This window comes from Xanthomonas nasturtii, from assembly GCF_001660815.1.
GTDB classification, from domain to species: Bacteria; Pseudomonadota; Gammaproteobacteria; order Xanthomonadales; family Xanthomonadaceae; genus Xanthomonas; species Xanthomonas nasturtii.
In genome coordinates this window covers 34,300-56,061 of record NZ_LYMI01000009.1, presented here as the reverse complement: position 1 = coordinate 56,061, position 21,762 = coordinate 34,300, and the positions used below count along the sequence as shown (strand labels likewise).

Here is a 21,762-nt window from a genome sequence, read left to right as displayed (position 1 = left end):
TTGCAGCGCAGCACAAATGCGTCCGGAATTCGCCTAAATGGGGCGCAAGCCGTCACGCCGTGTCGCATAGTGGGTCTCACCCACCGTGTTCCCGGAGGGCTAGAATGACACCGATGGTCATCCTAATGCGCAGCGGCTTCCCCACCCCGTGACGCACCACACAGCCGAGGTACTACCGCATGAGTCGAGCCCGCATCCTGTGTTTTGGCGAGTTGTTGCTGCGCCTGGGGGCGCCTGGTCATGGGCTGCTGCTGCAGCAGCCTCGGCTGGACGTGCACTGCGGTGGCGCAGAGGCCAATGTCGGCGTGTCGCTGGCGCATTTCGGCCATGCCGTGGCCATGGTCAGCACGGTGGCGGACAACCCGCTGGGTGCGGCGGTGCTGGGTGAGTTGCGTCGCCATGCGGTCGATACCCGCCATGTACGGCAGGTGGAAGGCCGCATGGGCCTGTACTTCTTGACCACCGGTGCTATCCATCGCCCCAGCGAAGTGGTCTACGACCGCGCCGACTCGGCGTTCGCGCTGGCGCCGGCCGATGCCTACGACTGGCCTGCCCTGCTGGAGGGCGTGCAGTGGCTGCACCTGTCCGGGGTGAGCCCGGCGCTGGGCGCAGACGTGGCGCAGGCCACGCTGGCAGCGGCGCGTGCCGCCCGTGCGGCCGGGGTCAAGGTGTCCTTCGACGGCAATTACCGGCCCAAACTATGGCAACGCTGGCAGGGCGATGCCCGCGGCATCCTGCATCAGCTCTTTGAATGTGCGGATGTGGTGTTTGCCGATTACCGCGACATCGGCGTGGTGCTGGGCGGCCAGTTCCCGCAGGACACGCTGGAAGCACGCGTGGAAGCGGCCGCGCAACAGGCGTTTGCGGCCTTCCCGCAGCTGCAGTTGATGGCCTGCACCCAGCGCGTGGCGCACAACGTGGACCACCACAGCCTGGGCGCGATGCTGGTGCCGCGCGAAGGCGCGGTGGCGCGCGCGCCTAGCGAAGAACTCACCCCCATCATCGACCGTATCGGCGGTGGCGACGCCTTCGCCGCCGGCGTGCTGCACGGCCTGATCGAAGGCTGGCCGCTGGAAGATACCGTGCGCTTCGGCCTGGCGGCAGGTTGCTTGAAGCATTCGATTCCAGGCGATTTCAATCCGCTCTCGGTGGCCGATGTGCAAGCGTGCGTGGGGGATGCGCGGTTTGATGTGCGGCGCTGATGCGCCGGGAATCGGGAATCGGGAATCGGGAATGGGAAAGCGGCGCGTGCTGCGCGTTTCTCCCTTCTCCCCTCGGGACATTGTCCCCCTTTATGGGGGAGAAGGTGCCCGAAGGGCGGATGAGGGTACGGCCGCTCGACGTCGCGCCATCTGCCGCGTTGACCCAATGGCGGCGTTACAGATTCGTCGACCAACTCACCGAAAGCCGCGACGCATGCACTGCGGCAGCGCGTCATATCAGCGCGCGTCGATAACGCATCGCGCCGCGGAGCCAACCACCACTGCCCGCCCCACTAAAAAAAACAGCCGGCAGTGATGCCGGCCGTTTTTATTGCGCTATGCGCCCGGAAATTCAAAGAAATCAGGGAACCATGCTCTTGCGATTCCCCATTCCCGATTCCTCACCCCAACTCGATGCAATCGAAGGTGACATCCGTCGCCACATCGGCGTCGTAATCCACATCGTCGCGCTCGAAGCCGAACAACTTGAGGAACTCGTGCTTGTAACCGGCGTAATCGGTGAGTGCGAACAGGTTCTCGGTGGTCACCTGCGGCCATAGCGCCTTGCAGGCGTCCTGCACGTCGTCGCGCAGTTCCCAGTCGTCCAGGCGCAGGCGGTTTTCGTCATCCACCTCGGCCGGCTGGCCGTCTTCGCGGTACAGGCGCTCGCGGAACAGGCGGTCCAGCTGGTCGATGGTGCCTTCGTGCAGGCCTTTCTCTTTCATGATCTTGTAGACCATGGAGATGTACAGCGGCATCACCGGGATGGCCGCGCTGGCCTGGGTGACCACCGACTTGAGCACCGCCACATTGGCGCTGCCGCCGCGGGCGGCCAGGCGTGCGTTCAAGCGCTGCGCAGTGTGGTCCAGATCCACCTTGGCCTTGCCAAGCGCGCCGTGCCAGTAGATCGGCCAGGTGATTTCGGTGCCGATATAGCTGAAGGCCACGCTGCGCGCGCCGTCGGCGAGCACGCCGGCGCCGTCCAGCGCGTCGATCCACAGTTCCCAATCCTGCCCGCCCATCACGGTGATGGTGTCGTCGATCTCCTGCGCGCTGGCCGGCTCGATCGAGGCCTGGATGATGCTGTCCTTGTTGGTGTCGATGGCGGTGGCGGTGTAGGTGTTGCCGATCGGCTTGAGCGCCGAGCGCTTCACTTCGCCGCTGCCCGGCAGCTTGCGCACCGGCGAAGCCAGCGAATACACCACCAGATCGACGCTGCCGCCCATTTCGGTCTTGATCAGTTCGATCACCTTCGCGCGCGCCGCGTCGGAAAACGCATCGCCATTGATCGACTTGCTGTACAACCCCGCCGCCTTGGCATGTTTGTCGAATGCGGCCGAGTTGTACCAGCCGGCGGTACCGGCCTTGGTGGCAGTGCCGGGCTTTTCGAAGAACACGCCCAGCGTATCTGCGCCGAACCCGAAAGCGGCGGTGATGCGCGAGGCCAGGCCGTAGCCGCTGGACGCGCCGATCACCAGCACCTTCTTGGGGCCGTCGTTGCGCACGCCACGTGCACGCGTTGCGGCGACCTGCTCGAGCACATTGCGCTCGCAACCAAGCGGATGCGTGGTGGTGCAGATGAAACCGCGCACTTTGGGATGGATGATCAACGTGGACTCCTGGTCAGCAAGATGCTGGCGGCATCTTAATCGGTGCATCGCATGCGAAACAGCCTGATGCGCAACACACGCTGCTGTATGGAAGCGCGTGAAGGCCGCCGCAGGCGCCGCACGATGCCAGCACGTGCGTGCACGCGCAGCACGAACAGCACGAACAGCACGAACAGCGACCGCAATCGAATTACAGGGCAGGCAGCTGTGCTACGTTTCCGGCCTGCCGTGCCGTGCCTGGCCGCGCCTGTTGGCGATTGTCGAGGCCCCTTCCACCGTGCGACCGGTATCCGAGCGATGTCTCTTCGAAGCGAGCGCGTCACGCAGCTAGGCTCCGTTCCGCGGTTTCGGCTTGGGCCATTGCTGGTCGAGCCGGAGCGGCTGACGCTGATCGACGACGGCCAGACCATCGCGCTGGAACCGCGCATGATGGAAGTGCTGATCGCCCTGGCCGAGCGCGCCGGCGAGGTCATCAGCGCCGAGCAGTTGTTGATCGAGGTGTGGCACGGCAGCTTCTACGGCGACAACCCGGTGCACAAGACCATCGCCCAGCTGCGCCGCAAGCTGGGCGACGACAGCCGCCAGCCGCGCTTTATTGAAACCATCCGCAAACGCGGCTATCGGCTGCTGCCGAAGGTGGTGTTTCCGGACGATTACCGCGGCGCGGTGATCGGTACGCAGGCGTGGGGGCACGGCAACCCGTACATGGGGCTGCAGGCATTCGACCCGGCGCATGCAGACGTGTTCTTCGGCCGCAGCCATGCGATTGCGCAGGTGGTGGGCGCGTTGCGTGCGCAGTTGCACAGCCGGCGCGGGTTGGTGCTGGTGAGCGGCGCCAGCGGCTGCGGCAAGACCTCGTTGCTGCGCGCCGGCGTGGTGCCGTTGCTGTGCCAGCCCGGCGGCCTGGACGGGCTGGAAGCTGTCGCGGTGGCGTACTGCAACCTGGCGCAATGCCGCGGCGGCGACGTGCTGGGCACGCTCGCGCGCGCACTGGGCGAATGGACACCGGGCGAACGCGCGGTGTTTTCGCCGGCGCAGATGGCACACCTGCCAGAGTGGCTGCAGCAGCCCACCTGGCTGCATGCTGCCATCGACGCGGCCGTGCGCCAATGCGCCCCAGCGCGCGACAGCGCACAGACCCAGCACCATCTGCTGCTGGTGATCGACCATGCCGAAGCAATGGTGGCCACGCCCGGCATCACCACCGCCGATCGCGCTGCGCTTGCTGCGGCCTTGCAGGCATTGTGCGCCAGTACGCATGTGGCCGTGCTGATGGGCACCCGCAGCGATTTTTATCCGCGCCTGATCGATGCGTTGCCAGACATCGTCGAGCTCAAACGCGGCGATGGGCATGTGGATCTGCTGCCGCCAGGCGATGGCGAGATCGGGCAGATCATCCGCGTGCCGGCGGCAATGGCGGGGCTGCGCTTCGAAGAAGACCGCAACGGCGCCGGCCGCCTGGACGATGTGCTGCGCGATGCCACCACACACCAGCCCGATGCCTTGCCGTTGCTGCAACATCTGCTGCATGCCTTGCACGCACAACGCAGCGACGACGGCTTGCTGACGTTTGCGGCGTATCGCGCCCTGGGCGGGCTGGAAGGCGCGCTTGCGCATCATGCCGAGCACACCTTCCGCGCATTGCCCGGCGATGCGCAGGCCTCGCTCGGCGAGGTGCTGACCCTGCTGAGCGTGATCCACCCCGACAGCGATGCAGTGACCGCGCGGCGTGCGCTGTGGGCGGCATTGCCGGCAAGCAGCGCAGCGCGCGTGCTGGTAGATGCGTTCGTGCATGCGCGCCTGTTCGTCAGCGAGCTGGTGGCCGGAGACCCGGGCTTTGCGGTCGCCCACGAAGCGGTGTTGCGGCAATGGCCGCGCGCGGCCGAGTGGATCCATGAAAATCGCCGCCTGCTGCAGGCGCGCAAACGCCTGCAACTGGCCGCGCAACGCTGGGCCGCCGAAGGCCGCCGCACCGACCACCTGCTCAACAGCGGCCGCCCGCTGAGCGAAGCCCGCGAGGCGGCGCGGCGCATGCCGCAGGACCTGGATACCCTGGACCACGCATTCCTGCACGCCTGCGGGCGCTCGCAACGCCAGCGCCGCGGCCTGTACGCCGCCGCCGCCGCCTTGCTGGTGGTGCTGGCCAGCTCCTCGCTGCTGCTCGGCTGGCAGGCACGCCAGGCCCAGCAAGTGGCCGAACAACGCCGCGACCAGGCGCAGCAACTGGTGGGCTACATGCTGGGCGACCTGGCCGAGCAGTTGCGGACCGTGGGCAACCTGACATTGCTCGACAGCGTGGGCAGCCGCGCGCTGCGCTATCTGGAAGATTTGCCTAGCGCCAGCATGCACACCGGTGATTTGATCAACCACGCGCGCGCCCTGCGGACCACCGGCGAAGTGTTGATGAACCAGGGCAAGGTCAAAGAGGCCCATGCCGCGTTCACGCGTGCCGCCGCTACCGCCGAACAGGCGCGCATGCGGGCGCCAGATGCATTGGAAGCGCATGCGGAAACCGGTCAGGCCGCGTACTGGCTCGGCTATCTGGCGTATCAGGCCAAGCAGCTGCCGTCGGTGCGCACGTACTGGTCGCAGTATCTGGCGGCTTGCGAACACCTGATACGCGCAGCTCCGCAGGATCCGCGCTGGCAGCTGGAGTTGTCGTATGCGCTCAACAATCTGGGCACATTGTCCAAAAGCGAAGGTCACGCAACTGCGGCGATCGAGTTCTTTGCGCGTTCCATCGCACTCAAGAGTCAAGTATTAGCGCGCACGCCACATAACGCGGCCGTGCGGTACGAACTTGTCGATAGCCTGTCCTGGCTAAGCCTGGCGCAGGAAAATCAGGGCTTGCTGGCGCCAGCAGAACAAGGCTACCGCGAGCAGATCGCGGTGCTGCGCGTGTTGGTGAAGAACGATCCGGATGCCGATTCATGGCGACGGCGCATGGCTACCTCGTTGCTACGCACCTCCAATCTGGCGCTGGCGCGCGGCCAGCTTGCGCAGGCGCAGGCAGACGCGCAAGCCAGCGTACAGATACTCAAACCGCTGGTCGCGCAGCAGCCGGACAACCGGACGTGGCAACGCGATCTGGCGCATGCCTACGCGCAGGCCGGTTGGGTCGCCGCGCTGGACGGGCACGCAGACGCGGCCACCCAACAACTCGCACAGGCGCGGCAAACGCTGGCAGGCGTGCTACAGCTCCAGCCGCTGCCGGAGTGGCAATGGCTGGACGCCATCATCGCGCTGCGGTTGAACCAGGTGCAGGGGCTGCATGGCAGCAACCAGACGTCCAGCCTGGCGACGATCGTGGCGCGGCTGGACGCCTTGCATCGGGCCAGGCCCGCCGATCTGCTAGGTGTCTCGTCGCTGGCGCATGCCCTGGTTTGGTATGGCGAACAACTGGACGCCAGCGGCGATCACGTTGGTGCACGCGCGGCCTGGCAGCGCGCGGTGGCAGTGGTCGGCGTCGATATCGGCAATAGTCGCGACAAGACCTTGCTCGACCCATGGATTCGCGCACAGATCCATCTGGGTCAGCGCTCTGCCGTTTCGCAACAGCTCGGATGGCTGTATCAAGCGGGCTACCGCCACCCGGGATTCGTTTCCCTCTATGCCCCGCTCTTCAAGGAATTACCAACGTCATGACGGACTCCAAGATCATCCCCATCGAACTGACCGTGGCGCACGTGGCCTTCGGCGGCAATACCGGCAGTGGCGCCTACTTCTACAGCTTCTCGCCGGATCTGCTCATCTGTGGCAAAGGCGAACAGGGCGTGATCCTACGCTATGCGTTCTGCAAGTCGGTGCCTCACCACTTCAAGATCATCAGCCTGCTGAATTCGGATGCGACGGGGCAGATCGGCCCGCAGCAGATCGACCCCGACGGTCGTGGTGTGCAGGTGGTCAATGCCAATAAAGAACGGACATTGATCTTTTTCAGCGTGGTGGTGAAAGACACCCACACCGGCGCGCATTTCAGCTGCGACCCCCAGGTCGGCAACGATCCAGAAATTTCACCGCAGGAATTTGGCCGTAGCTGACAGGCAGACACCTTCCCGTCCGATGGTTCCCCGCCGGACGGGAGCACGCCGGGCGATCGACGGATAGCGCAGTCGCAACCTGGCGGCATGTCCGCTCGCTACAGCCGGTGAGGAAGAGAAAAAGAGTAGCGCTGCACCGGATGTCCTGTGCGCGCGATACGCCTTCATGCGGGCGATCAGTTGGTGTCCCGAACGTAGGTATCGATTGCCTTGGGCGTCAGGGCAATCACCCGACCGGCAGGAAAATTGGATATCGCATAGTTGTCTGGCGCATCGCTTCTGAAAGGCAAATCGGATGACCACGTCCCTTTTTCCAGCATCGGCGCCTCGACGGTCACGATCACCGGCCATGCCGGGGCCGGTACCCGCGCAATCAGGGCCACCGGTTTGGCCGAACTTGCGTGGCCGACGCGCCAAGCCTTGCCGACAACCCTCCTCATCCAAGCGCCTGGTCGGCCGATCGCAGGCGTGGGCAGCAGCTCCCTGCACAACCGACCCGCATCCCACGACGACGCGCATGTCGCGTTCGGCGACCGCTTGGGGCGGCAACGCTGCGCGGGGCCAGCTGATCGACAATTCGGCCTGGGTCGACGCGCCCGAGGCGCTGGTGGACAGCACGACGATCAACACGAACCACGACCGGGCCAGGCGCACGACGGACTCCGTAGCAGACCGGAGCGCGGCGCGTCCCCGAGCAGCCTTGATGGCCGCCGGATCACCTTCGTGCATGCCCGCGCGCTGGACCTGACGGCAACCTTACGGTTGCTGGTCGCCTACTCCGAAACTTGAAAAATTCGTTCAGAACAAAAATTTGCTACACCTGGACGGGCGTTTCGACAGGCCCCGACAGATCGGCCGGGCCGCGGTGGCGCCGGACTGGCGTACCGCCTGCTGCGTTCGCTGTGGATACCCGGACCGCGCTGCGGCGAGGTTGCCGTCGCCGCAGCGTCCCTGGCGGATCGCGTCCGCCAGGGACCGCCGTTCAGTCCGCGATCTTCTTGCAGTCGTTCAAGGTGCTGGTTGCGTTTTTCAGCGCGAGTGCGTGCCCCGGCTGGCCGTCCTCGATCTCTTTGATCAGCGCGGCCATGGCGCTCCTGCCCTGCTGTTTCCAGTTCTTGTAGCTCGGCCCCGTCTTGAACGAATTCAGGTCCCTGAACGTGCTGTCGAACGCACCATTGATCAGGGTGCGCCGGTCCACGCAGTTCTGCCACGCAGCCAGGCGCAAGCGGTTGGCGTCTTTGCCGGCCGCCTTCTGGCACGCCAGCGCATCGCAGGCAGTCGGACCATGCAGGCCCGCATTCTGGTCCACGCAGGTGCTGCGCTTGGTGTCGTAAGGGATCAGCTGACAACCTTTCAGCTTGGAGCGCCTGATCACGTCGGTTTCGGAGACGTCGATGCTCTTGAACAGCGCCTGCGGCGGCGTCGCGGGCGCGGAACGCGGGACGGGCGCGCTGCATGCCGCGAACAGCATCGACAACATCAACAACACAAACTTACGGAACGAGCTCATGGCGGTGGTCCTGGTCGGAGGCCGGAGTGCGCGATGCGGTCTCCGGGCGGCGCAAGGGCCGCCGCGCCACCCTGTCGGCAACCCGCCGCGCACACCTGACCGGCAGCTTACGGTTGCGGCCCGCGCGTTCGGCCGCTCGTCTCGCACGCTGGCGCCGGCGCCGCCCCCAATGCCGCTACACCACCAAATTGCTTTTTGGATCAGTTACTTGCATTCGGGCAGGTTGCGGTAAGGCGGCGCCGAGGCAGGGTCCGGCACGGTGGATGGCGTCCGGCTCCGTGCCAACCGGACGCCACCGCCATGCCGGCGGCCCCAGGCACCTGCCGCGGCGACCGTCGCGATCCACCGAGACACACCCATGCTCACCCGTACCGACACTGTTTCCCATACCCGGGCCACCGAAGAACACGATTCCCCGGTGTCGCTGTTCCGACAGACCGCCTTGCAACGCCGCCAAGCCGATACCGGCGCGCTGCTGGCCGCGGACTACGACCAGAAGCCCTGGGGCCTGCTATACCGCGCGCTGACCGACGCCATCGGGGCCAGCCCGGATAACTTCCAGATGGTCTATCCGTTCACCACCTGGGCCTGGCCGTTGCAGCAGCCCGGCTTTATCGGCACCGCGCAGTACGATTTCTGCTCCACATCGCCGCAATGGAGCGCGGTGGGCGCCTTCGTCTCCAGCGGCGACCGCCTCAACCAGGCTTACCAGGAATTTCTCAATGTGATTCCGGCGGCGACCGACGACGCCTCGCTGCGACAGCAGATCAAGGCCGCCGACGACGCGGTGACCGCCGCCAGCAATGGGTACACCATCGCCTACAACCAGGCGCGGTCGGTGTACCAGGACGAGGTCGCCGATAACACGCCGACCTTCACCGATTGGCTGGGGTCGCCGGCCGGCGCCGGTTGGCAGACCAAAATCGCCAGTACGCAGACCAAGATGCTGCAGGCGCAGGTGACCTACAACGCACTGGTGGCGCAGGCCAACACACCGGGTCTGGGCGAGGCGCAGAAGCAGATGGCCAACCAAGACTTCTACGCAAAGCTCAACGACCCGGCTCTGTCTAAGTTCCCGTCGGTGCCGAACTGGTCGGTCGCGCAGAGCGCCAGCGAATGGGTCGATGCCGTGCAAGCCGGCCAGGGTCCGGCGGGCGCCACCATGGGCTTCAGCAGCCGCGATGCCTCATACGACTACAGCAAGACCTGGGCCGGCGGGTCGGCCAATATCCGCCAGTTGTTCTGGGAGGTGCGCGTGGCCGGCAAGTGGGAGCGCATCAACGAGTTCGAGACCGACAATGAACTCAACGTCTCGGTGGAGTTCGAGGCGCTGGACCTGATCCAGATCCAGCCCAGCGATTGGTACAACGGCCCATTCGTGCGCAGCAAGCGCAGCGGCCCGTTTGTGAAGGGCTACAGCGCCTTCGGCGAAGGCGGCACCCAGGCCGTATTCGGCGAGAAGGGCTTCTTCGGCCTGCTCAAGACGGGTATGTATGTGGGCTACAAGCCGACCTTCACCATTACCACCAGCAAGGCGTCCTTCACCAAGTTCTCTGAGAAGTTCAAGGCCTCGACCGGACTGCGCATAGGGCCGTTCACCTTCGAGGCCGAAGGCGGCAGCGAGAAGGCAGGGTGGAGCCTGAGCGAGTCCGGGCAAAGCTTCACCGGGACCACAACCTCCGAGCAGCCGCTGATCGTCGGGGTTGCAATCTCCAAGCTGCCGCCGGAGTAATTGCCGGCCGTCGCTGCATGCGCGGCGCCGCAGCTGCGGTGCCGCGTTTTGCGTTTTTGGTTGCGCTGCGGGGAATGGAACGGCGGGCGCGCCGGCTCAAATCACCCGCAGCGTGATCGCCTTCAACACCGCCCGGGTGCGGTCGCGGGTGCCGAGCTTTTCCAGAATGGTGGAGATGTAGTTCTTCACCGTGCCTTCGGCCAGGAACAGGGTGCGGGCGATCTCCTTGTTGGAATAGCCACCGGCGAGCAGGCGCAGGATCGCCACCTCGCGCTCGCTGAAGGTCTCGCGCGGGGGCTGCTGGTCGCGGAACTGGTAGCGGGCGCGCACCGGGTCGGTGCTGACCGGCTGCAGCAGGGTCTCGCCGTTGGCCACGCGTTCGATCGCCTCGCGCAGGTCTTCCGGGGCGGCGTCCTTGAGCAGGAAACCTTGCGCGCCGGCCTCGGTCGCCCGCAGCAGCAGGTCGCTGTCGTCGAAAGTGGTGAGCAGCAGCACCGGGGTGCGGTCGCCACGGTCGCGGAGGTGTTGCAGCGCCTGGATGCCGTCCAGGCCGGGCATGCGGATGTCGCTGAGCACCACGTCCACCGTGTTGATGACGAGCGCGTCCAGCAGGCTCTGGCCGTCGTCGGCCTCGCAGACCACCTCCACGCCCTGCTGCTGCAACAGCGCGCGCAATCCGGCGCGCACCAGCACCTGGTCGTCGGCCAATGCGATACGGCGCGCGCTCATGCCGGCAACCTCGCGGTCAACTGCATGCCGCCGTGCGCGGCGCGGCCGAGCTGCAGTTGGCCATGCAAGGCCGCCAGCCGCTCGCGCATGCCGGCGATGCCGTTGCCCTCGCGGATCTGCTCGGCGCAGTGGCCGTCGTCCTGGATGTCGATGTGCAGCTGGCCGTCATGGGTCTGCAGCGACACCTGCACGGTGTCGGCCTCGCCATGGCGCGCGGCATTGGTCAGCGCTTCCTGTACCAGCCGCAGCAGGGCTTCGGCGATTTGCGGGTCGCTCACGCGTACGGCCGGGTCGATCTGCAGCTGCAGCACCGGTTTGGGAAACGGCGCGGCCAGGGCATGCAGCGCGGTGTGCAGATCCAGCCCGGCATCGTCGCGCAACGACTGCACCACGCTGCGGATGTCGCCAAGCAACTCACGCGCAAGGCCTTCCAGCATCGCCAGCTCCTGGCGCGGCGCCAGCGTGGGGTCGGCACGCAGCAAGCGCAGATGGATGCTCATCGCGGTGAGTTTGTGCCCGGCCACGTCGTGCAGCTCGCGCGCCAGGCGCAGGCGCTCGGCATCGCGCGCACTGTCGGCCAACAGCGCGCGGGTGGCCAGTAGATCGGCGTTGACGTACGCCAAGGTGTCGCGCGCACGCTCGGCACTGCGCGCGTAATGCGCGGTGAGTGCGGCAAAGGCCTGGAAACCGGCATAGATGCTGACGATCGACCAGGCGCGATCGAAGCCTGCGTGCACCAGCACCGCGTACATGCCCGCGTTCAATACCAGTGCCAGCAGCAGCACGCGCAACGGCGGCCAGGCCATCCCTGCCTGCGCCACCAGCAACACCAGCAGCACCGGGGCCGTGCCGGCATGCGGCTCCATCCACACCAGCAGCAGCGCCATGACCGCTTGCAGCAGCAGCGCGCCGTTGCGCAACGCAGGCAGCGGCCGCAACAGGGAGTGCAGCAGAAACAACGCGGTGAAGCCGGCCAGCACGCCCCAGCGCCAGGCGCCGTGGGGCGAGGCATCGGGCATGAACGACAGCGCCACTGCAGCAATGGTGAACGCACCGGCCAGACGCAGGGGATGCAGAAGATGCGGCAGGGAAGAGTTCATGCGGCGATGCTGACGGCCGCGCGGCCACTCGGCAATGGCGCGCATGTAGAAAGTGACTTCCGGCAGGTGGGATCGATGACCTGCGGCCCCTGGCATGGGTGCAGCGGGTGCGCACACCGGCATCACCAACCCACCCCATCGCCAAGGAATTACGCCATGTCTGCTTCCAGTCTGTTTGTTGCGCTCAATCTGGTCTGGGGCGGCTATGAGCTGCTGCTCAGCCGTCGCCGCCGTGCCAGCGATGGCGGCGCGCTCAATCGGGGCACGCTGCAGCAGTTGTGGCGGGTGCTGTCTGCGGCAGTGGCGGCTGCGGTGGTGCTGGCCTACAGCGGCCTGGCGCATTGGCCGCAGGGCTGGGGTGCCTCGCTGCAGTGGGCCGGCTGCGCCTTGATCGGCAGCGGGCTGGCGTTGCGCGTGTGCGCCATCCAGGTGCTGGCACGCTGGTTCACGGTGGATGTGACCATCCAGCCGGATCACCAGCTGGTGCGCCGCGGCCCGTATCGCTGGCTGCGCCACCCGTCCTATACCGGCGCGCTGCTGGCGTTCTACGGGCTGGCATTGGGCATGGGCAACGCGTTGTCGGTGGCGGCGCTCGTGGTGCCGGTGACCCTGGTGTTCCTGCACCGCATCCGCATCGAAGAAGCCGCGTTGCAGCGCGCCCTCCCGGTGGCTTACCCGGCGCATGCGAAGCAGAGCCATCGGTTGCTGCCGTTGGTGGGGTGAGCACAATGCTGCCATGCAGCCGATAGCATGCTGCTCGCCAGACGGCTCGCACACCTTCGCAGCAGCGCCATCCACCTGCTGCACCGATCGCCTTACACTCGGCGGCTCCCCTCGCAGCCGCCGTCCCGTCTTCGATGATCATTTCCGCCGCTTCCGACTACCGCGCCGCTGCGCAGGCGCGCCTGCCGCCCTTCCTGTTCCATTACATCGATGGCGGCGCGTATGCCGAGCACACCTTGCGGCGCAATGTCTCGGATCTGGCCGATATCGCGCTGCGTCAGCGGGTGCTGCGCAACATGACGGACCTGAGCCTGAGCACCGAGCTGTTCGGCGAAACGCTGGCGATGCCGGTGGCCTTGGCGCCGGTCGGGCTCACCGGCATGTACGCGCGGCGCGGCGAGGTGCAGGCCGCGCGCGCGGCGGCGGCGCGCGGCATTCCGTTCACCCTGTCCACGGTGTCGGTGTGCCCGATCGAAGAAGTGGCGCCGGCCATCAGCCGGCCGATGTGGTTCCAGCTGTACGTGCTCAAGGACCGCGGCTTCATGCGCAATGCGCTGGAGCGTGCCAAGGCGGCCGGGGTGACCACGCTGGTGTTCACCGTGGACATGCCCACGCCCGGCGCGCGTTACCGCGATGCGCACTCGGGCATGAGCGGGCCCAATGCCTCGCTGCGTCGCATGTTGCAGGCGGTGACGCATCCGCGCTGGGCGTGGGATGTGGGCCTGCTCGGCAAACCGCATGATTTAGGCAATATTTCCGCTTATCGCGGCAGCCCCACCGGCCTGCAGGATTACATCGGCTGGCTGGGCGCCAACTTCGACCCGTCCATTGCCTGGAAAGACCTGGAATGGATCCGCGAGTTCTGGACCGGGCCGATGGTGATCAAGGGCATCCTGGACCCGGACGATGCGCGCGATGCGGTGCGTTTCGGCGCCGACGGCATCGTGGTCTCCAACCATGGTGGGCGCCAGCTCGACGGCGTGCTGTCCAGTGCGCGCGCGTTGCCGGCGATTGCCGATGCAGTGAAGGGCGAGCTGAAGATCCTGGCCGACTCGGGCATCCGTAGCGGGCTGGATGTGGTGCGCATGCTTGCGCTCGGTGCCGATGCGGTGCTGCTGGGCCGCGCCTTCGTCTATGCGCTGGCGGCCGGTGGGCAGGCCGGCGTGGAAAACCTGCTGAGCTTGATCGAAAAGGAAATGCGCGTGGCGATGACCCTGACCGGCACGCATTCGATTGCCGAGATCAGCGCCGATGCGTTGAGCCGGGTAACGCGCGAGCAGGCGGGCTCGGTATCGCCTTAACGGCCGCATCGTGGTGGATGTTGTCGCAAGGGCAGGCAAAACGCTGAGCGGTCGAACGTGCGGTGCACTCACCGCTCGCGGAACACGTCGCCAACCCGTCCATGAGGGACCGCTGGCGGCATCCATGCCTGCGTATGCCCGCCTACCCTGCCTTGCGCCTCGGCGCAGCGGCCTTGGCGGCGGTCTTCTTGCTGGCCTTGCCTGCAGTTTTCTTGACGGCCTTCTTCGCAGCCTTCTTGGTTGCGGTCTTTTTCGCAGGCGCGCTGGCCGCTTCGGCCGTACTGGCCTTCTTTGCCGGCGTACGCGTATTGGCCTGCAGGCTTTTTTGCAGCAGCGACATGAAATCCACCACGTTGGTGGTGGCGTCTTCGTGTTGCGTTGGCTCTACATCCACCGTGGTGGTGCCGCCCTTGTCCTGGATGCGCTTGCGCAGGATCTTTTCCAGCTTGCCGCGGAACTCATCGTGATAATCCTCCGGCTGCCAGCTGCCGGACATCGATTCGATCAGCTGCTTGGCCATCTCCTGTTCCTTGGGCGTGATGCGGTACTCGCCCACTGCACCGGCCGGCAGCTTGAAATCCTGCGGGTCCACCACTTCCTGCTGGTAGCGCAGCAGCAGCAGGATCAACGCATCGCCATGCGGCATCACCGCGGCCAGATATTCGCGGGTTCGGATGACCACTTTTGCGATGCCCACCTTGCCGGTGTCGCGCAAGGTCTCGCGTAGCAACACATAGCCTTTTTCCGCTTTCTTGCCGGGTACCAGGATGTAGGGCTTTTCGAAATAGCGCGGGTCGATGTCGGCGGCGTCGACGAAGGTGTCCACCTCCACGGTTTCGTGGCTTTCCGGCGAGGCCGAGCGAATATCCTGCTCTTCGACGATGACGTAGCTGCCCTTGTCGTATTCGAATGCCTTGACGATCTCCTTCCACGGCACCTCATCGCCGGTATCGGCATTGACGCGTTCGAACCGGATCGGCTTCTTGTCACGCGAATCGAGCATGCGGAAATGCAGATCCACCTTGCGTTCGCCCGACATCAGCGCCACCGGCACATTGAGCAAGCCGAAAGACAGGGTTCCGGTCCAGATCGGTCGTGCCATCAGTGCGCTGCTCCATGGATTGCTGCATCGGGAATGTGGTCCAACGCCAGCCAGGCGTCCTCGACAATGGCGCGCACATGCGGCCAATCCAGCCGCGAGGCGCCACGCATGCTGTCCCACTGCGCGGCCAGGGCCTGCTCGCAAGCGGCATCCGCACCGCGCGGCCAGTCGGCGGCGTGGGTGATGCGCGCGAACGCATAGGCCGGCGACAAGTCACGCCAGGTGGGTCCACCACGCCGACGGCGACGCTGGTAGTCGGCCAGGCTGTAGCACTGGAAGTCCTGCGCCACACCCACCGTGTCCGGCACCCGCGATTTCCGATGCGCGCGCGTAGGCGGTACCGGGTCGACATGGGCACTGAACAGGCGACGATCGGGACGGCGGTCCAGGGGGCGCATGGGCGGCTCCACGGTGCGGCATGGGGCTGACATCAGTAACGCCGCCGCCGTGAGCCATGCGTGAGAAATGCGCATGCACGTTGCGATTTGCGTGTTCTTCACCGCAGGCGCGGTGAACTGCGGCTCCTACTTGTTTCAGGAGCACGCCATGTCCCGCGACCCGCTACGTGACCAGCCCACCCAACCCGGCGAGCAGCATGGCAAGCGCGATGCCGAACATTACGAAGACCGCGGTGCCGGCGACACGCCCGGGCGCCTGATTCCTGCCGATGGCAAGACGCCGGCCAAGAAGCCGGGAACTGCGCCGTCGACGGCGACGGGGGACTAAACCGCCAACAACGCGTAGGGTGCAGTCGTCAGATGCGGGCAGACATTGCGGCAGCGCCGCCCTGCATGCCGCATCATCCGGGCACCACCTGCCCTGCCCGGATGGCGATGAGTGCAGTCGTTGTGTTGGCCGCTCCAGGCGCGTGGTGTGCGGGTTTCTTGTTGGAGGGATGTTGTCGAAGGCAAACCAGCTGGCGTCAACCTGCTACGTGGCGAGAATTGCTGATCGCACGGCCACTGCCTACGCCCGGCCGGCGCGCTGCAAGCGAGCGAATTGGCCATCGTCAAACAGCCGCGACCGCACCAGGAAGCGCACGCCTTCGCCGTTTTCCAGCGAGAACATGCCCCCGCGCCCCGGCACGACATCGATGATCAGCTGGGTGTGCTTCCAGTATTCGAATTGCGGCGCGCTGATGTAGAACGGCGCGCCGCCAATCTCGCCCAGCAAGACGTCGCGGTCGCCGACGAGGAACTCGCCGACTGCAAAACACATTGGCGAGGAGCCGTCGCAACAGCCCCCGGATTGATGGAACACCACATCGCCGTGCCGTGCGCGCAGCGTGTCGATCAACTGCAGTGCGGCCAGCGTGGCTGTCACCTGCGCCGGTAATTCCACTCGCGTGTCGCTGTCCTGCATGGGCCGATTCCCGCGGCCAGCTGCGGCCGCCATGCCGCGCACGATACGCCTGCGCGCGTAGCGGCGTTCATACACCCTCGATGCGGACACGCGGTGCCTGCATTGTGTCTGGCGTGCCGCCCGAACAGGCGGCCCGCCGTCGGCTCAAAAGAACCCCAGCGCCTTGGGCGAATAACTCACCAACAGGTTCTTGGTCTGCTGGTAATGGTCGAGCATCATCTTGTGATTCTCTCGCCCGATGCCCGACTGCTTGTAGCCGCCAAACGCAGCATGTACCGGATAGGCGTGATAGCAGTTGGTCCACACGCGGCCGGCCTGGATTGCGCGGCCCATGCGATACAGGCGCGATGCGTCGCGGCTCCACACGCCGGCGCCCAGGCCGTACAGCGTGTCGTCGGCAATCGCCAGCGCCTCGGCTTCATCCTTGAAGGTGGTCACCGAGACCACCGGGCCGAAGATCTCCTCCTGGAACACGCGCATCTTGTTGTGGCCCTTGAACACGGTCGGCTTGACGTAGAAGCCCTCGGCCAACTCGCCGTCGAGCGTGTTGCGCTCGCCGCCGATCAACACTTCGGCGCCTTCCTGCTTGCCGATGTCGATATAGGACAGGATCGTTTCCAGCTGCTCGCTGGAAGCCTGCGCACCGACCATGGTGTTGGGGTCGAGCGGGTTGCCCTGCTTGATCGCGGCCACGCGCTTGAGCGCCTTTTCCATGAACTTGTCGTAGATCGATTCCTGGATCAGCGCATGCGACGGGCAGGTACATAGGCTTTACAGCAGCGGGTAAAGGACGGCCCAGGCGCGCGTACGGCGCGCGGAATGGCGTCTACCACGCATACGCTTCGGTTCCTGTGCGCCGTCCACACCGTCTGACGACTGCTCGCCAGGTGTTGTTGCCCGCTCATGGTCAGGCTGGTCTGCCCATCACGCGCTACGGCTTGTCAGCCACCCCCACTGCATCGTGCCTTGCGGCTGTTTCGATGGGTATGGGCTCTTCCGCCGGCACCTGGCAGTCGGCTACCGTTTGCTGCCGGTACGAGCGCAGCTGCCATGCGGCGCTGGCACCGGCCTGCGCCCAGGCGTAGACCCAGCGATAGCGTTGGCCGGCATTGCAGGCGTCGATGCTGATCTCGTCGCGCGGCTGGCCACGCACAGGCAGCGGGGCCGTGTTAGTCGCGGTATCGGCACGCGTGCTCAACGGACGATCGAACAGAGCGGTGCTGATGCGCACCGGGCCTAACGCGGCGGCAGCGGCCGGCGGCGGTGTTTGCCTGGGCTGTGTACTCAGTCTGGATTGCTGCTGCAGCCAGGCGTGTATTTTTGCGATGGCGGGGGAGCCGGCTGGATAGTCGCGCACGATGCGCATATCCACGTGGTCTGCCCACGCTGCGCTGCAGACCAGCAGGCCGGCCGATATCGCCGAAGCCATCATCTTTCGTTTCCACATCCTCATCGTCGCACTCCATGCCGTGAATGAGTGGCAGAATTTAGCATGCCGCTTCCACAGTCTCCGGTCTCACGGCCGACCATCATGCTGGTGCGGTATGGCAGGGTGGTATGTGTTATCGGGAAGGCTTCATCGCGCCCGGGGGCGCTCCTGCAACGCCAGGGTGCGTGTTGTCGTGCGGGGCGTCGGTGGCTTGCTCACCCACCATAATCCCACTGCAGCCCCACCGTGTAGGTGCGGTCAGGACCCGGCTCGTAGTAGCGCCCATTGCCGTCGTTGACGATCACCGAGCCGACGTACTGGCGGTCCAGCGCGTTGTCGATGCGCGCGAAGGTGCGCAGTGCGCCATACGTGGTAGTCCAGCGCCGCGAGGCTTCCAGATTGAGCAAGGCATAGCCGGGTGCGCGCTCGGTGGCCAGGTCGTTGACCACGGTGGCGCCGGAGGCCACCGATTCGGCGGCGAACTGCCATTGCGCGGGCTGCCACTGCCAACGCGCGAACAGCTGCTGCCGCGGCACGCCCGGCAGGCGCGCGCCGCTGGCCACCGACGCGGTGGGGGTGGCGCAGCCGCTGCTGGCACAGGTGAGGTAGCCATCGCGCACGGTGGCGTCGACAAACGTATACGCCAACTGCACTTGCTGGGTGTCGCCAATTGGTTGCTGCCAACTCAACTCCGCGCCCTGGCGGCGGGTGGCACCGATGTTGCGGAAGGTGCTGCGGCCGTTGGTGTTGCTGGCCACCGCCAGCTCGTCGTCGGTGTCGGCGCGGAACAACGCGAACTCCACCGCTGCTCCGCTTTGCGCGCGCCACTTGCTGCCCACCTCGTAGTTGCGGCTTGTCGCCGCGCCCAGATCCAGCGCCAGGCCGGCGCCGCCATCGTTGCGGTAGCCCAACTCATTGAAGGTGGGCGTTTCGAAACCGCGACCGACCGAGGCATAAAAACGCAGATCTTCGTCGGCACGGAACACGATGCCGGCCACCGGCGTGGTGGCCGAATAGTCGCGTTGGCCGCTGTCGTCGGGATTGCGCCCAATGATGTAGTGGTCGTCCGAATCGAAGCGCACCTGGCTATGGCGCACGCCCAGCAGCGCGGACCAGCGCTCGCTCCACTGCCACCACAGCTGCGCGAACTGGTCGATGTTTTCCACCTGATCGCGCTGGTTGCGGCGCAATGCGCCCTTGACGCCCAGCGTGTCGCCGACGAAGTTTTCGTAACCGGTGCGGTGCTGCCGCTGGCGATCGACATTGGCGCCGACAGTCAGCTGCAATGGCCGGCCCAATGCCTGCCCTTGCCAGGCCCAGCGCGCATCGGCGCCTTCGTAATTGCTGTCCAGATCGATCACGCCGCCCGAATGCAGCGGGTTGCGCTGCACCGCGACCGGGATCGCCAGATACTGCTCCACGCTGCGCTGCCCGCCGTAGGCCATCAAGCGCAGCGTCTGGTTGTCGAATTGCTGGGTGAAGATCGCCCCGGCCTGCGACTGACGCACCGATTTGCGGGTGTTGAACTGGGTCGCCACCGAAGTGGCTTGCGCCGGGTCGGCGTTGAACTGGGCGCGGGTCAGGCCGAGCGGGTCCTGCGCATCCGGTGCGTCCAGGTAATTGAGCACCAGGTCCAGCCGGCTGCCTTCGGCCAGGTCGAACCCGAGCTTGGCATTGACCGATTCGCGCCTGGCGCGGCTATGGTCGCGAAAGCCATCGGTTTCGAAATGATTGGCGGCCAGGTTGTAGTGCACCGCGCCCTGCTGGCCGAGCAATTGCGCGCCCGTGTTGACGGTGGCATTGCTGCCATAGGTGGCGCGCAGCCGCCATGGGTCGTTTGGGGCGCCATCCGCACTCCACAGCTGCAGCACGCCGCCGGACGAGTTGCCGTACAACGCCGAAAACGGGCCGCGCAGCACTTCCACCCGCTGCGCGCCCAGCACGTTGAAGTGCGAGAGCTGGCCCTGGCCGTCGGGCATGCTGGCCGGGATGCCATCCACCAGCAGCCGTACCCCGCGCACGCCGAAGGTGGAGCGCGCGCCGAAGCCGCGGATCGACAGCTGGGTGTCCTGCGCGTAGTTCTGGCGGTCGCGCGCCACCAGCCCGGGGATGCCGTCCAGCAGCTCGGACACCTGCGCGCCGCGCCGGTTGTCGTCGTCGGCCGACACCACGGTGAACGAGGCCGGCAAGTCGAAATCGTCCACCCCGTGCACACGGGCGGCGTCTACCTGCACGGCGGGCAAGCGCTGGTTCGGTGCGGATAAGGGCGGCGCCGGTTCGGCGGCCAGGGCGAGCGGCGCGAAGCCACCGGCGAACAGGCCGCACGCAGCGGCCAACAAGGTGAGTCTGAGCATGGGAGTAGTGTCCCTCATCCGTACTGTAGCCGCATCGTTGCGTACGGAACGAAGCATGCTACGCCGGCCATGGGCTGCTACGATGAAGTGGTTTGGTCCAGCAGCGGCCAACGATCCGGAAGTACCCCACTCTTTCGTCCTTCAGCGAGTCATGCCGTGTCCTTCTTTGCAAACGTGGAACAGGTTCCAGGCGATCCCATCCTGGGCCTGACCGAGGCCTACAACGCCGACAGCCGCCCCAACAAGGTCAACCTGGGCGTGGGCATCTATTACGACGAAAACGGGCGCATCCCGCTGTTGCGCGCCGTGCACAAGATCGAGCAGCAGCTCGCGCAGGAGGCCAAACCGCGCGGCTATCTGCCCATCGACGGCCTGGCCGCCTACGACAAGGCTACCCAAGAGCTGCTGTTCGGCGCCGAGTCGGCGCTGGTGGCCTCCGGGCGCGTGGCGACCTCGCAGACCGTCGGCGGCAGCGGTGCGCTGCGCGTCGGCGCAGACCTGCTCAAGAAGCTGCTGCCCACCGCCACCATCGCCATCAGCAACCCAAGCTGGGAAAACCATCGCGCGGTATTCGGCGCGGCCGGCTTCGAGGTGGTGGATTACACCTATTTCGATGCGGCCAGCCATGGCCTGAACTTTGGCGGCATGCTCGCCGACCTGGCAAAACTCGAACCGGGCACGGTGGTGCTGCTGCACGCCTGCTGCCACAACCCCACCGGCGCGGACCTGACCAAGGACCAGTGGAAGCAGGTTGCCGGCGTGCTGAAAGAGCGCAACCTGTTCCCCTTCGTCGACATCGCCTACCAGGGCTTCGACAAGGGCATCGAGGCCGATGCGTATGCGGTGCGTCTGCTGGCGGCCGAAGGCATCGACAGCTACGTGGTGGCCAGTTCCTATTCCAAGTCGTTCTCGCTGTATGGCGAGCGCGTGGGCGCATTGTCGGTGGTCTCGGCCACCGCGGCCGAAGCCAAGGCCGTGCAGTCGCAGGTCAAGCGCATCATCCGCACCATCTACTCCAGCCCGTCCACGCACGGCGCCGCCCTGGTGGCCGGCGTGCTGACCAGCCCGGAGCTGCGCGATCTGTGGGAGCAGGAACTGACCGAAATGCGCGAGCGTATCCACGCCCTGCGCGCGGGGCTGGTGGAAAAACTCGCCACGCTGGGCGCGCCGGAGTTCGACTTCATCCAGCGCCAGGCCGGCATGTTCTCGTACTCGGGCCTGACCAGGACCCAGGTGGACCGCCTGCGCGACGAGTTCGCGATCTACGCCGTCGGCACCGGCCGCATCTGCGTGGCCGCATTGAGCCAGCGCAACCTGGAATACGTGGCACAGGCCGTGGCGACTGTCAGCCGGGTGTGATCCAACGCGCCAGCTGACATCGGCCACAACGGCCAACTGAAAACCGGGAGCGCACACGCCTCCCGGTTTTTTTTATGGCGGTGTGCCACGCGTTAGGGCGCGGCGCAGTGCGCAACGTGGGCGCGGCATGCCAGCGGCCAACACGATCGGCAACACATGCGCGCATGTTCGATCAGTTTTGCTGCAAATCGCGCAGCAAGTGATCGAAA

18 protein-coding genes, 1 other RNA gene and 2 pseudogenes are annotated in these 21,762 nt (G+C 66.0%); 9 read left to right on the top strand and 12 right to left on the bottom strand.

Annotated features, from left to right (window positions below; genetic code table 11):
* The first annotated feature begins 179 nt into the window (after positions 1-179).
* Positions 180-1,202 carry a sugar kinase gene (locus tag A7D16_RS04475; protein ID WP_064630210.1) on the top strand — a complete coding sequence of 341 codons (1,023 nt, stop codon included), beginning with the start codon at positions 180-182 and terminating at the stop codon, positions 1,200-1,202.
* Between the two features lie 401 nt (positions 1,203-1,603).
* Here A7D16_RS04475 and fabV read toward each other — a convergent pair whose 3' ends face one another.
* Positions 1,604-2,812, bottom strand: a complete 1,209-nt coding sequence (gene fabV / locus A7D16_RS04470) for an enoyl-ACP reductase FabV (RefSeq protein ID WP_064630208.1) — start codon at positions 2,810-2,812, stop codon at positions 1,604-1,606.
* Between the two features lie 297 nt (positions 2,813-3,109).
* Between fabV and A7D16_RS04465 the strand changes: the two genes are divergently transcribed.
* Together A7D16_RS04465 and A7D16_RS04460 are read left to right on the top strand one after the other, a co-directional pair.
* Positions 3,110-6,457: an nSTAND1 domain-containing NTPase gene (locus A7D16_RS04465; RefSeq protein ID WP_064630206.1), complete on the top strand. Its 3,348-nt coding sequence runs from the start codon at positions 3,110-3,112 to the stop codon at positions 6,455-6,457.
* Positions 6,454-6,852: a hypothetical protein gene (locus tag A7D16_RS04460; protein WP_064630204.1), complete on the top strand. Its 399-nt coding sequence runs from the start codon at positions 6,454-6,456 to the stop codon at positions 6,850-6,852. The genes A7D16_RS04465 and A7D16_RS04460 overlap by 4 nt, the downstream gene beginning before the upstream one ends.
* A 176-nt stretch (positions 6,853-7,028) precedes the next feature.
* Here A7D16_RS04460 and A7D16_RS23595 read toward each other — a convergent pair whose 3' ends face one another.
* The 3 genes and pseudogenes from A7D16_RS23595 to A7D16_RS04450 form a co-directional block, all read right to left on the bottom strand.
* The gene (locus A7D16_RS23595) at positions 7,029-7,292 is read right to left on the bottom strand and encodes a hypothetical protein (protein ID WP_095522256.1); all 264 of its coding nucleotides are present in this window, start codon (positions 7,290-7,292) and stop codon (positions 7,029-7,031) included.
* Positions 7,177-7,506 (bottom strand): annotated as a pseudogene (locus A7D16_RS04455) (hypothetical protein); the annotation flags it as partial. The pseudogene A7D16_RS04455 and the gene A7D16_RS23595, both read right to left, overlap by 116 nt.
* Before the next feature lie 328 nt (positions 7,507-7,834).
* Entirely contained in the window at positions 7,835-8,332 is a 498-nt protein-coding gene (locus tag A7D16_RS04450) for a hypothetical protein (RefSeq protein ID WP_239686945.1), read from the bottom strand.
* Between the two features lie 388 nt (positions 8,333-8,720).
* Here A7D16_RS04450 and A7D16_RS04445 point away from each other — a divergent pair, with 388 nt between their 5' ends.
* Complete coding sequence (locus A7D16_RS04445; protein WP_064630198.1) at positions 8,721-10,094, top strand: hypothetical protein; 1,374 nt, start codon at positions 8,721-8,723, stop codon at positions 10,092-10,094.
* 96 nt (positions 10,095-10,190) lie between these two features.
* Here the strand turns inward: A7D16_RS04445 and A7D16_RS04440 are convergent, their stop codons facing one another.
* Together A7D16_RS04440 and A7D16_RS04435 are read right to left on the bottom strand one after the other, a co-directional pair.
* A complete protein-coding gene (locus A7D16_RS04440; RefSeq protein ID WP_064630196.1) occupies positions 10,191-10,823 on the bottom strand; it encodes a response regulator transcription factor in 633 nt (210 codons plus the stop codon).
* Positions 10,820-12,019, bottom strand: a complete 1,200-nt coding sequence (locus A7D16_RS04435) for a sensor histidine kinase (protein ID WP_064630194.1) — start codon at positions 12,017-12,019, stop codon at positions 10,820-10,822. Before A7D16_RS04435 ends, A7D16_RS04440 begins: the two co-directional genes overlap by 4 nt.
* A gap of 60 nt (positions 12,020-12,079) precedes the next feature.
* On the opposite strand from A7D16_RS04435, the gene A7D16_RS04430 reads away from it, so the two are divergent.
* Together A7D16_RS04430 and lldD are read left to right on the top strand one after the other, a co-directional pair.
* Entirely contained in the window at positions 12,080-12,646 is a 567-nt protein-coding gene (locus A7D16_RS04430) for a methyltransferase family protein (RefSeq protein WP_064630192.1), read from the top strand.
* Positions 12,647-12,780: 134 nt separating this feature from the next.
* On the top strand, positions 12,781-13,947 hold the full coding sequence (gene lldD, locus A7D16_RS04425) for an FMN-dependent L-lactate dehydrogenase LldD (protein WP_064630190.1): 1,167 nt from the start codon (positions 12,781-12,783) through the stop codon (positions 13,945-13,947).
* Positions 13,948-14,089: 142 nt separating this feature from the next.
* Here the strand turns inward: lldD and ku are convergent, their stop codons facing one another.
* Positions 14,090-15,049 (bottom strand): non-homologous end joining protein Ku, encoded by a 960-nt coding sequence (ku, locus tag A7D16_RS04420; protein WP_064630188.1) that lies wholly within the window; start codon positions 15,047-15,049, stop codon positions 14,090-14,092.
* A complete protein-coding gene (locus A7D16_RS23465) occupies positions 15,049-15,447 on the bottom strand; it encodes a hypothetical protein (RefSeq protein WP_064630185.1) in 399 nt (132 codons plus the stop codon). The genes ku and A7D16_RS23465 overlap by 1 nt, the downstream gene beginning before the upstream one ends.
* 148 nt (positions 15,448-15,595) lie before the next feature.
* On the opposite strand from A7D16_RS23465, the gene A7D16_RS04410 reads away from it, so the two are divergent.
* Positions 15,596-15,775 (top strand): hypothetical protein, encoded by a 180-nt coding sequence (locus A7D16_RS04410; protein ID WP_064630372.1) that lies wholly within the window; start codon positions 15,596-15,598, stop codon positions 15,773-15,775.
* A gap of 240 nt (positions 15,776-16,015) precedes the next feature.
* Here the strand turns inward: A7D16_RS04410 and A7D16_RS04405 are convergent, their stop codons facing one another.
* On the bottom strand, positions 16,016-16,411 hold the full coding sequence (locus A7D16_RS04405) for a DUF779 domain-containing protein (RefSeq protein ID WP_064630370.1): 396 nt from the start codon (positions 16,409-16,411) through the stop codon (positions 16,016-16,018).
* Between the two features lie 144 nt (positions 16,412-16,555).
* Positions 16,556-17,179, bottom strand: a pseudogene (gene adh / locus A7D16_RS04400) (aldehyde dehydrogenase); the annotation flags it as partial.
* 63 nt (positions 17,180-17,242) lie between these two features.
* On the opposite strand from adh, the gene A7D16_RS04395 reads away from it, so the two are divergent.
* Positions 17,243-17,310: non-coding RNA, sX9 sRNA (locus A7D16_RS04395), on the top strand.
* Between the two features lie 32 nt (positions 17,311-17,342).
* Here the strand turns inward: A7D16_RS04395 and A7D16_RS04390 are convergent.
* Together A7D16_RS04390 and A7D16_RS04385 are read right to left on the bottom strand one after the other, a co-directional pair.
* The gene (locus A7D16_RS04390; protein ID WP_064630182.1) at positions 17,343-17,864 is read right to left on the bottom strand and encodes a hypothetical protein; all 522 of its coding nucleotides are present in this window, start codon (positions 17,862-17,864) and stop codon (positions 17,343-17,345) included.
* A 191-nt stretch (positions 17,865-18,055) separates the two neighbouring features.
* Entirely contained in the window at positions 18,056-20,194 is a 2,139-nt protein-coding gene (locus tag A7D16_RS04385) for a TonB-dependent receptor family protein (protein ID WP_064630180.1), read from the bottom strand.
* A gap of 156 nt (positions 20,195-20,350) precedes the next feature.
* On the opposite strand from A7D16_RS04385, the gene A7D16_RS04380 reads away from it, so the two are divergent.
* Entirely contained in the window at positions 20,351-21,553 is a 1,203-nt protein-coding gene (locus A7D16_RS04380; protein ID WP_064630176.1) for an amino acid aminotransferase, read from the top strand.
* Positions 21,554-21,762: the final 209 nt, after the last annotated feature.

What these genes read in the sequence shown, in the direction of transcription:
- A7D16_RS04410 (WP_064630372.1), top strand. Translation starts at nt 15,596, where the DNA reads ATGTCCCGCGACCCGCTACGTGACCAGCCCACCCAACCCGGCGAGCAG.
- A7D16_RS04405 (WP_064630370.1), bottom strand. Translation starts at nt 16,411, where the DNA reads ATGCAGGACAGCGACACGCGAGTGGAATTACCGGCGCAGGTGACAGCC.
- A7D16_RS04460 (WP_064630204.1), top strand. Translation starts at nt 6,454, where the DNA reads ATGACGGACTCCAAGATCATCCCCATCGAACTGACCGTGGCGCACGTG.
- A7D16_RS23465 (WP_064630185.1), bottom strand. Translation starts at nt 15,447, where the DNA reads ATGCGCCCCCTGGACCGCCGTCCCGATCGTCGCCTGTTCAGTGCCCAT.
- A7D16_RS04450 (WP_239686945.1), bottom strand. Translation starts at nt 8,332, where the DNA reads ATGTTGTCGATGCTGTTCGCGGCATGCAGCGCGCCCGTCCCGCGTTCC.
- A7D16_RS04385 (WP_064630180.1), bottom strand. Translation starts at nt 20,194, where the DNA reads ATGCTCAGACTCACCTTGTTGGCCGCTGCGTGCGGCCTGTTCGCCGGT.
- ku (WP_064630188.1), bottom strand. Translation starts at nt 15,049, where the DNA reads ATGGCACGACCGATCTGGACCGGAACCCTGTCTTTCGGCTTGCTCAAT.
- A7D16_RS04435 (WP_064630194.1), bottom strand. Translation starts at nt 12,019, where the DNA reads ATGCCAGGGGCCGCAGGTCATCGATCCCACCTGCCGGAAGTCACTTTC.
- A7D16_RS04390 (WP_064630182.1), bottom strand. Translation starts at nt 17,864, where the DNA reads ATGAGGATGTGGAAACGAAAGATGATGGCTTCGGCGATATCGGCCGGC.
- A7D16_RS04440 (WP_064630196.1), bottom strand. Translation starts at nt 10,823, where the DNA reads ATGAGCGCGCGCCGTATCGCATTGGCCGACGACCAGGTGCTGGTGCGC.
- A7D16_RS23595 (WP_095522256.1), bottom strand. Translation starts at nt 7,292, where the DNA reads ATGAGGAGGGTTGTCGGCAAGGCTTGGCGCGTCGGCCACGCAAGTTCG.
- A7D16_RS04475 (WP_064630210.1), top strand. Translation starts at nt 180, where the DNA reads ATGAGTCGAGCCCGCATCCTGTGTTTTGGCGAGTTGTTGCTGCGCCTG.
- A7D16_RS04465 (WP_064630206.1), top strand. Translation starts at nt 3,110, where the DNA reads ATGTCTCTTCGAAGCGAGCGCGTCACGCAGCTAGGCTCCGTTCCGCGG.
- lldD (WP_064630190.1), top strand. Translation starts at nt 12,781, where the DNA reads ATGATCATTTCCGCCGCTTCCGACTACCGCGCCGCTGCGCAGGCGCGC.
- A7D16_RS04445 (WP_064630198.1), top strand. Translation starts at nt 8,721, where the DNA reads ATGCTCACCCGTACCGACACTGTTTCCCATACCCGGGCCACCGAAGAA.
- A7D16_RS04430 (WP_064630192.1), top strand. Translation starts at nt 12,080, where the DNA reads ATGTCTGCTTCCAGTCTGTTTGTTGCGCTCAATCTGGTCTGGGGCGGC.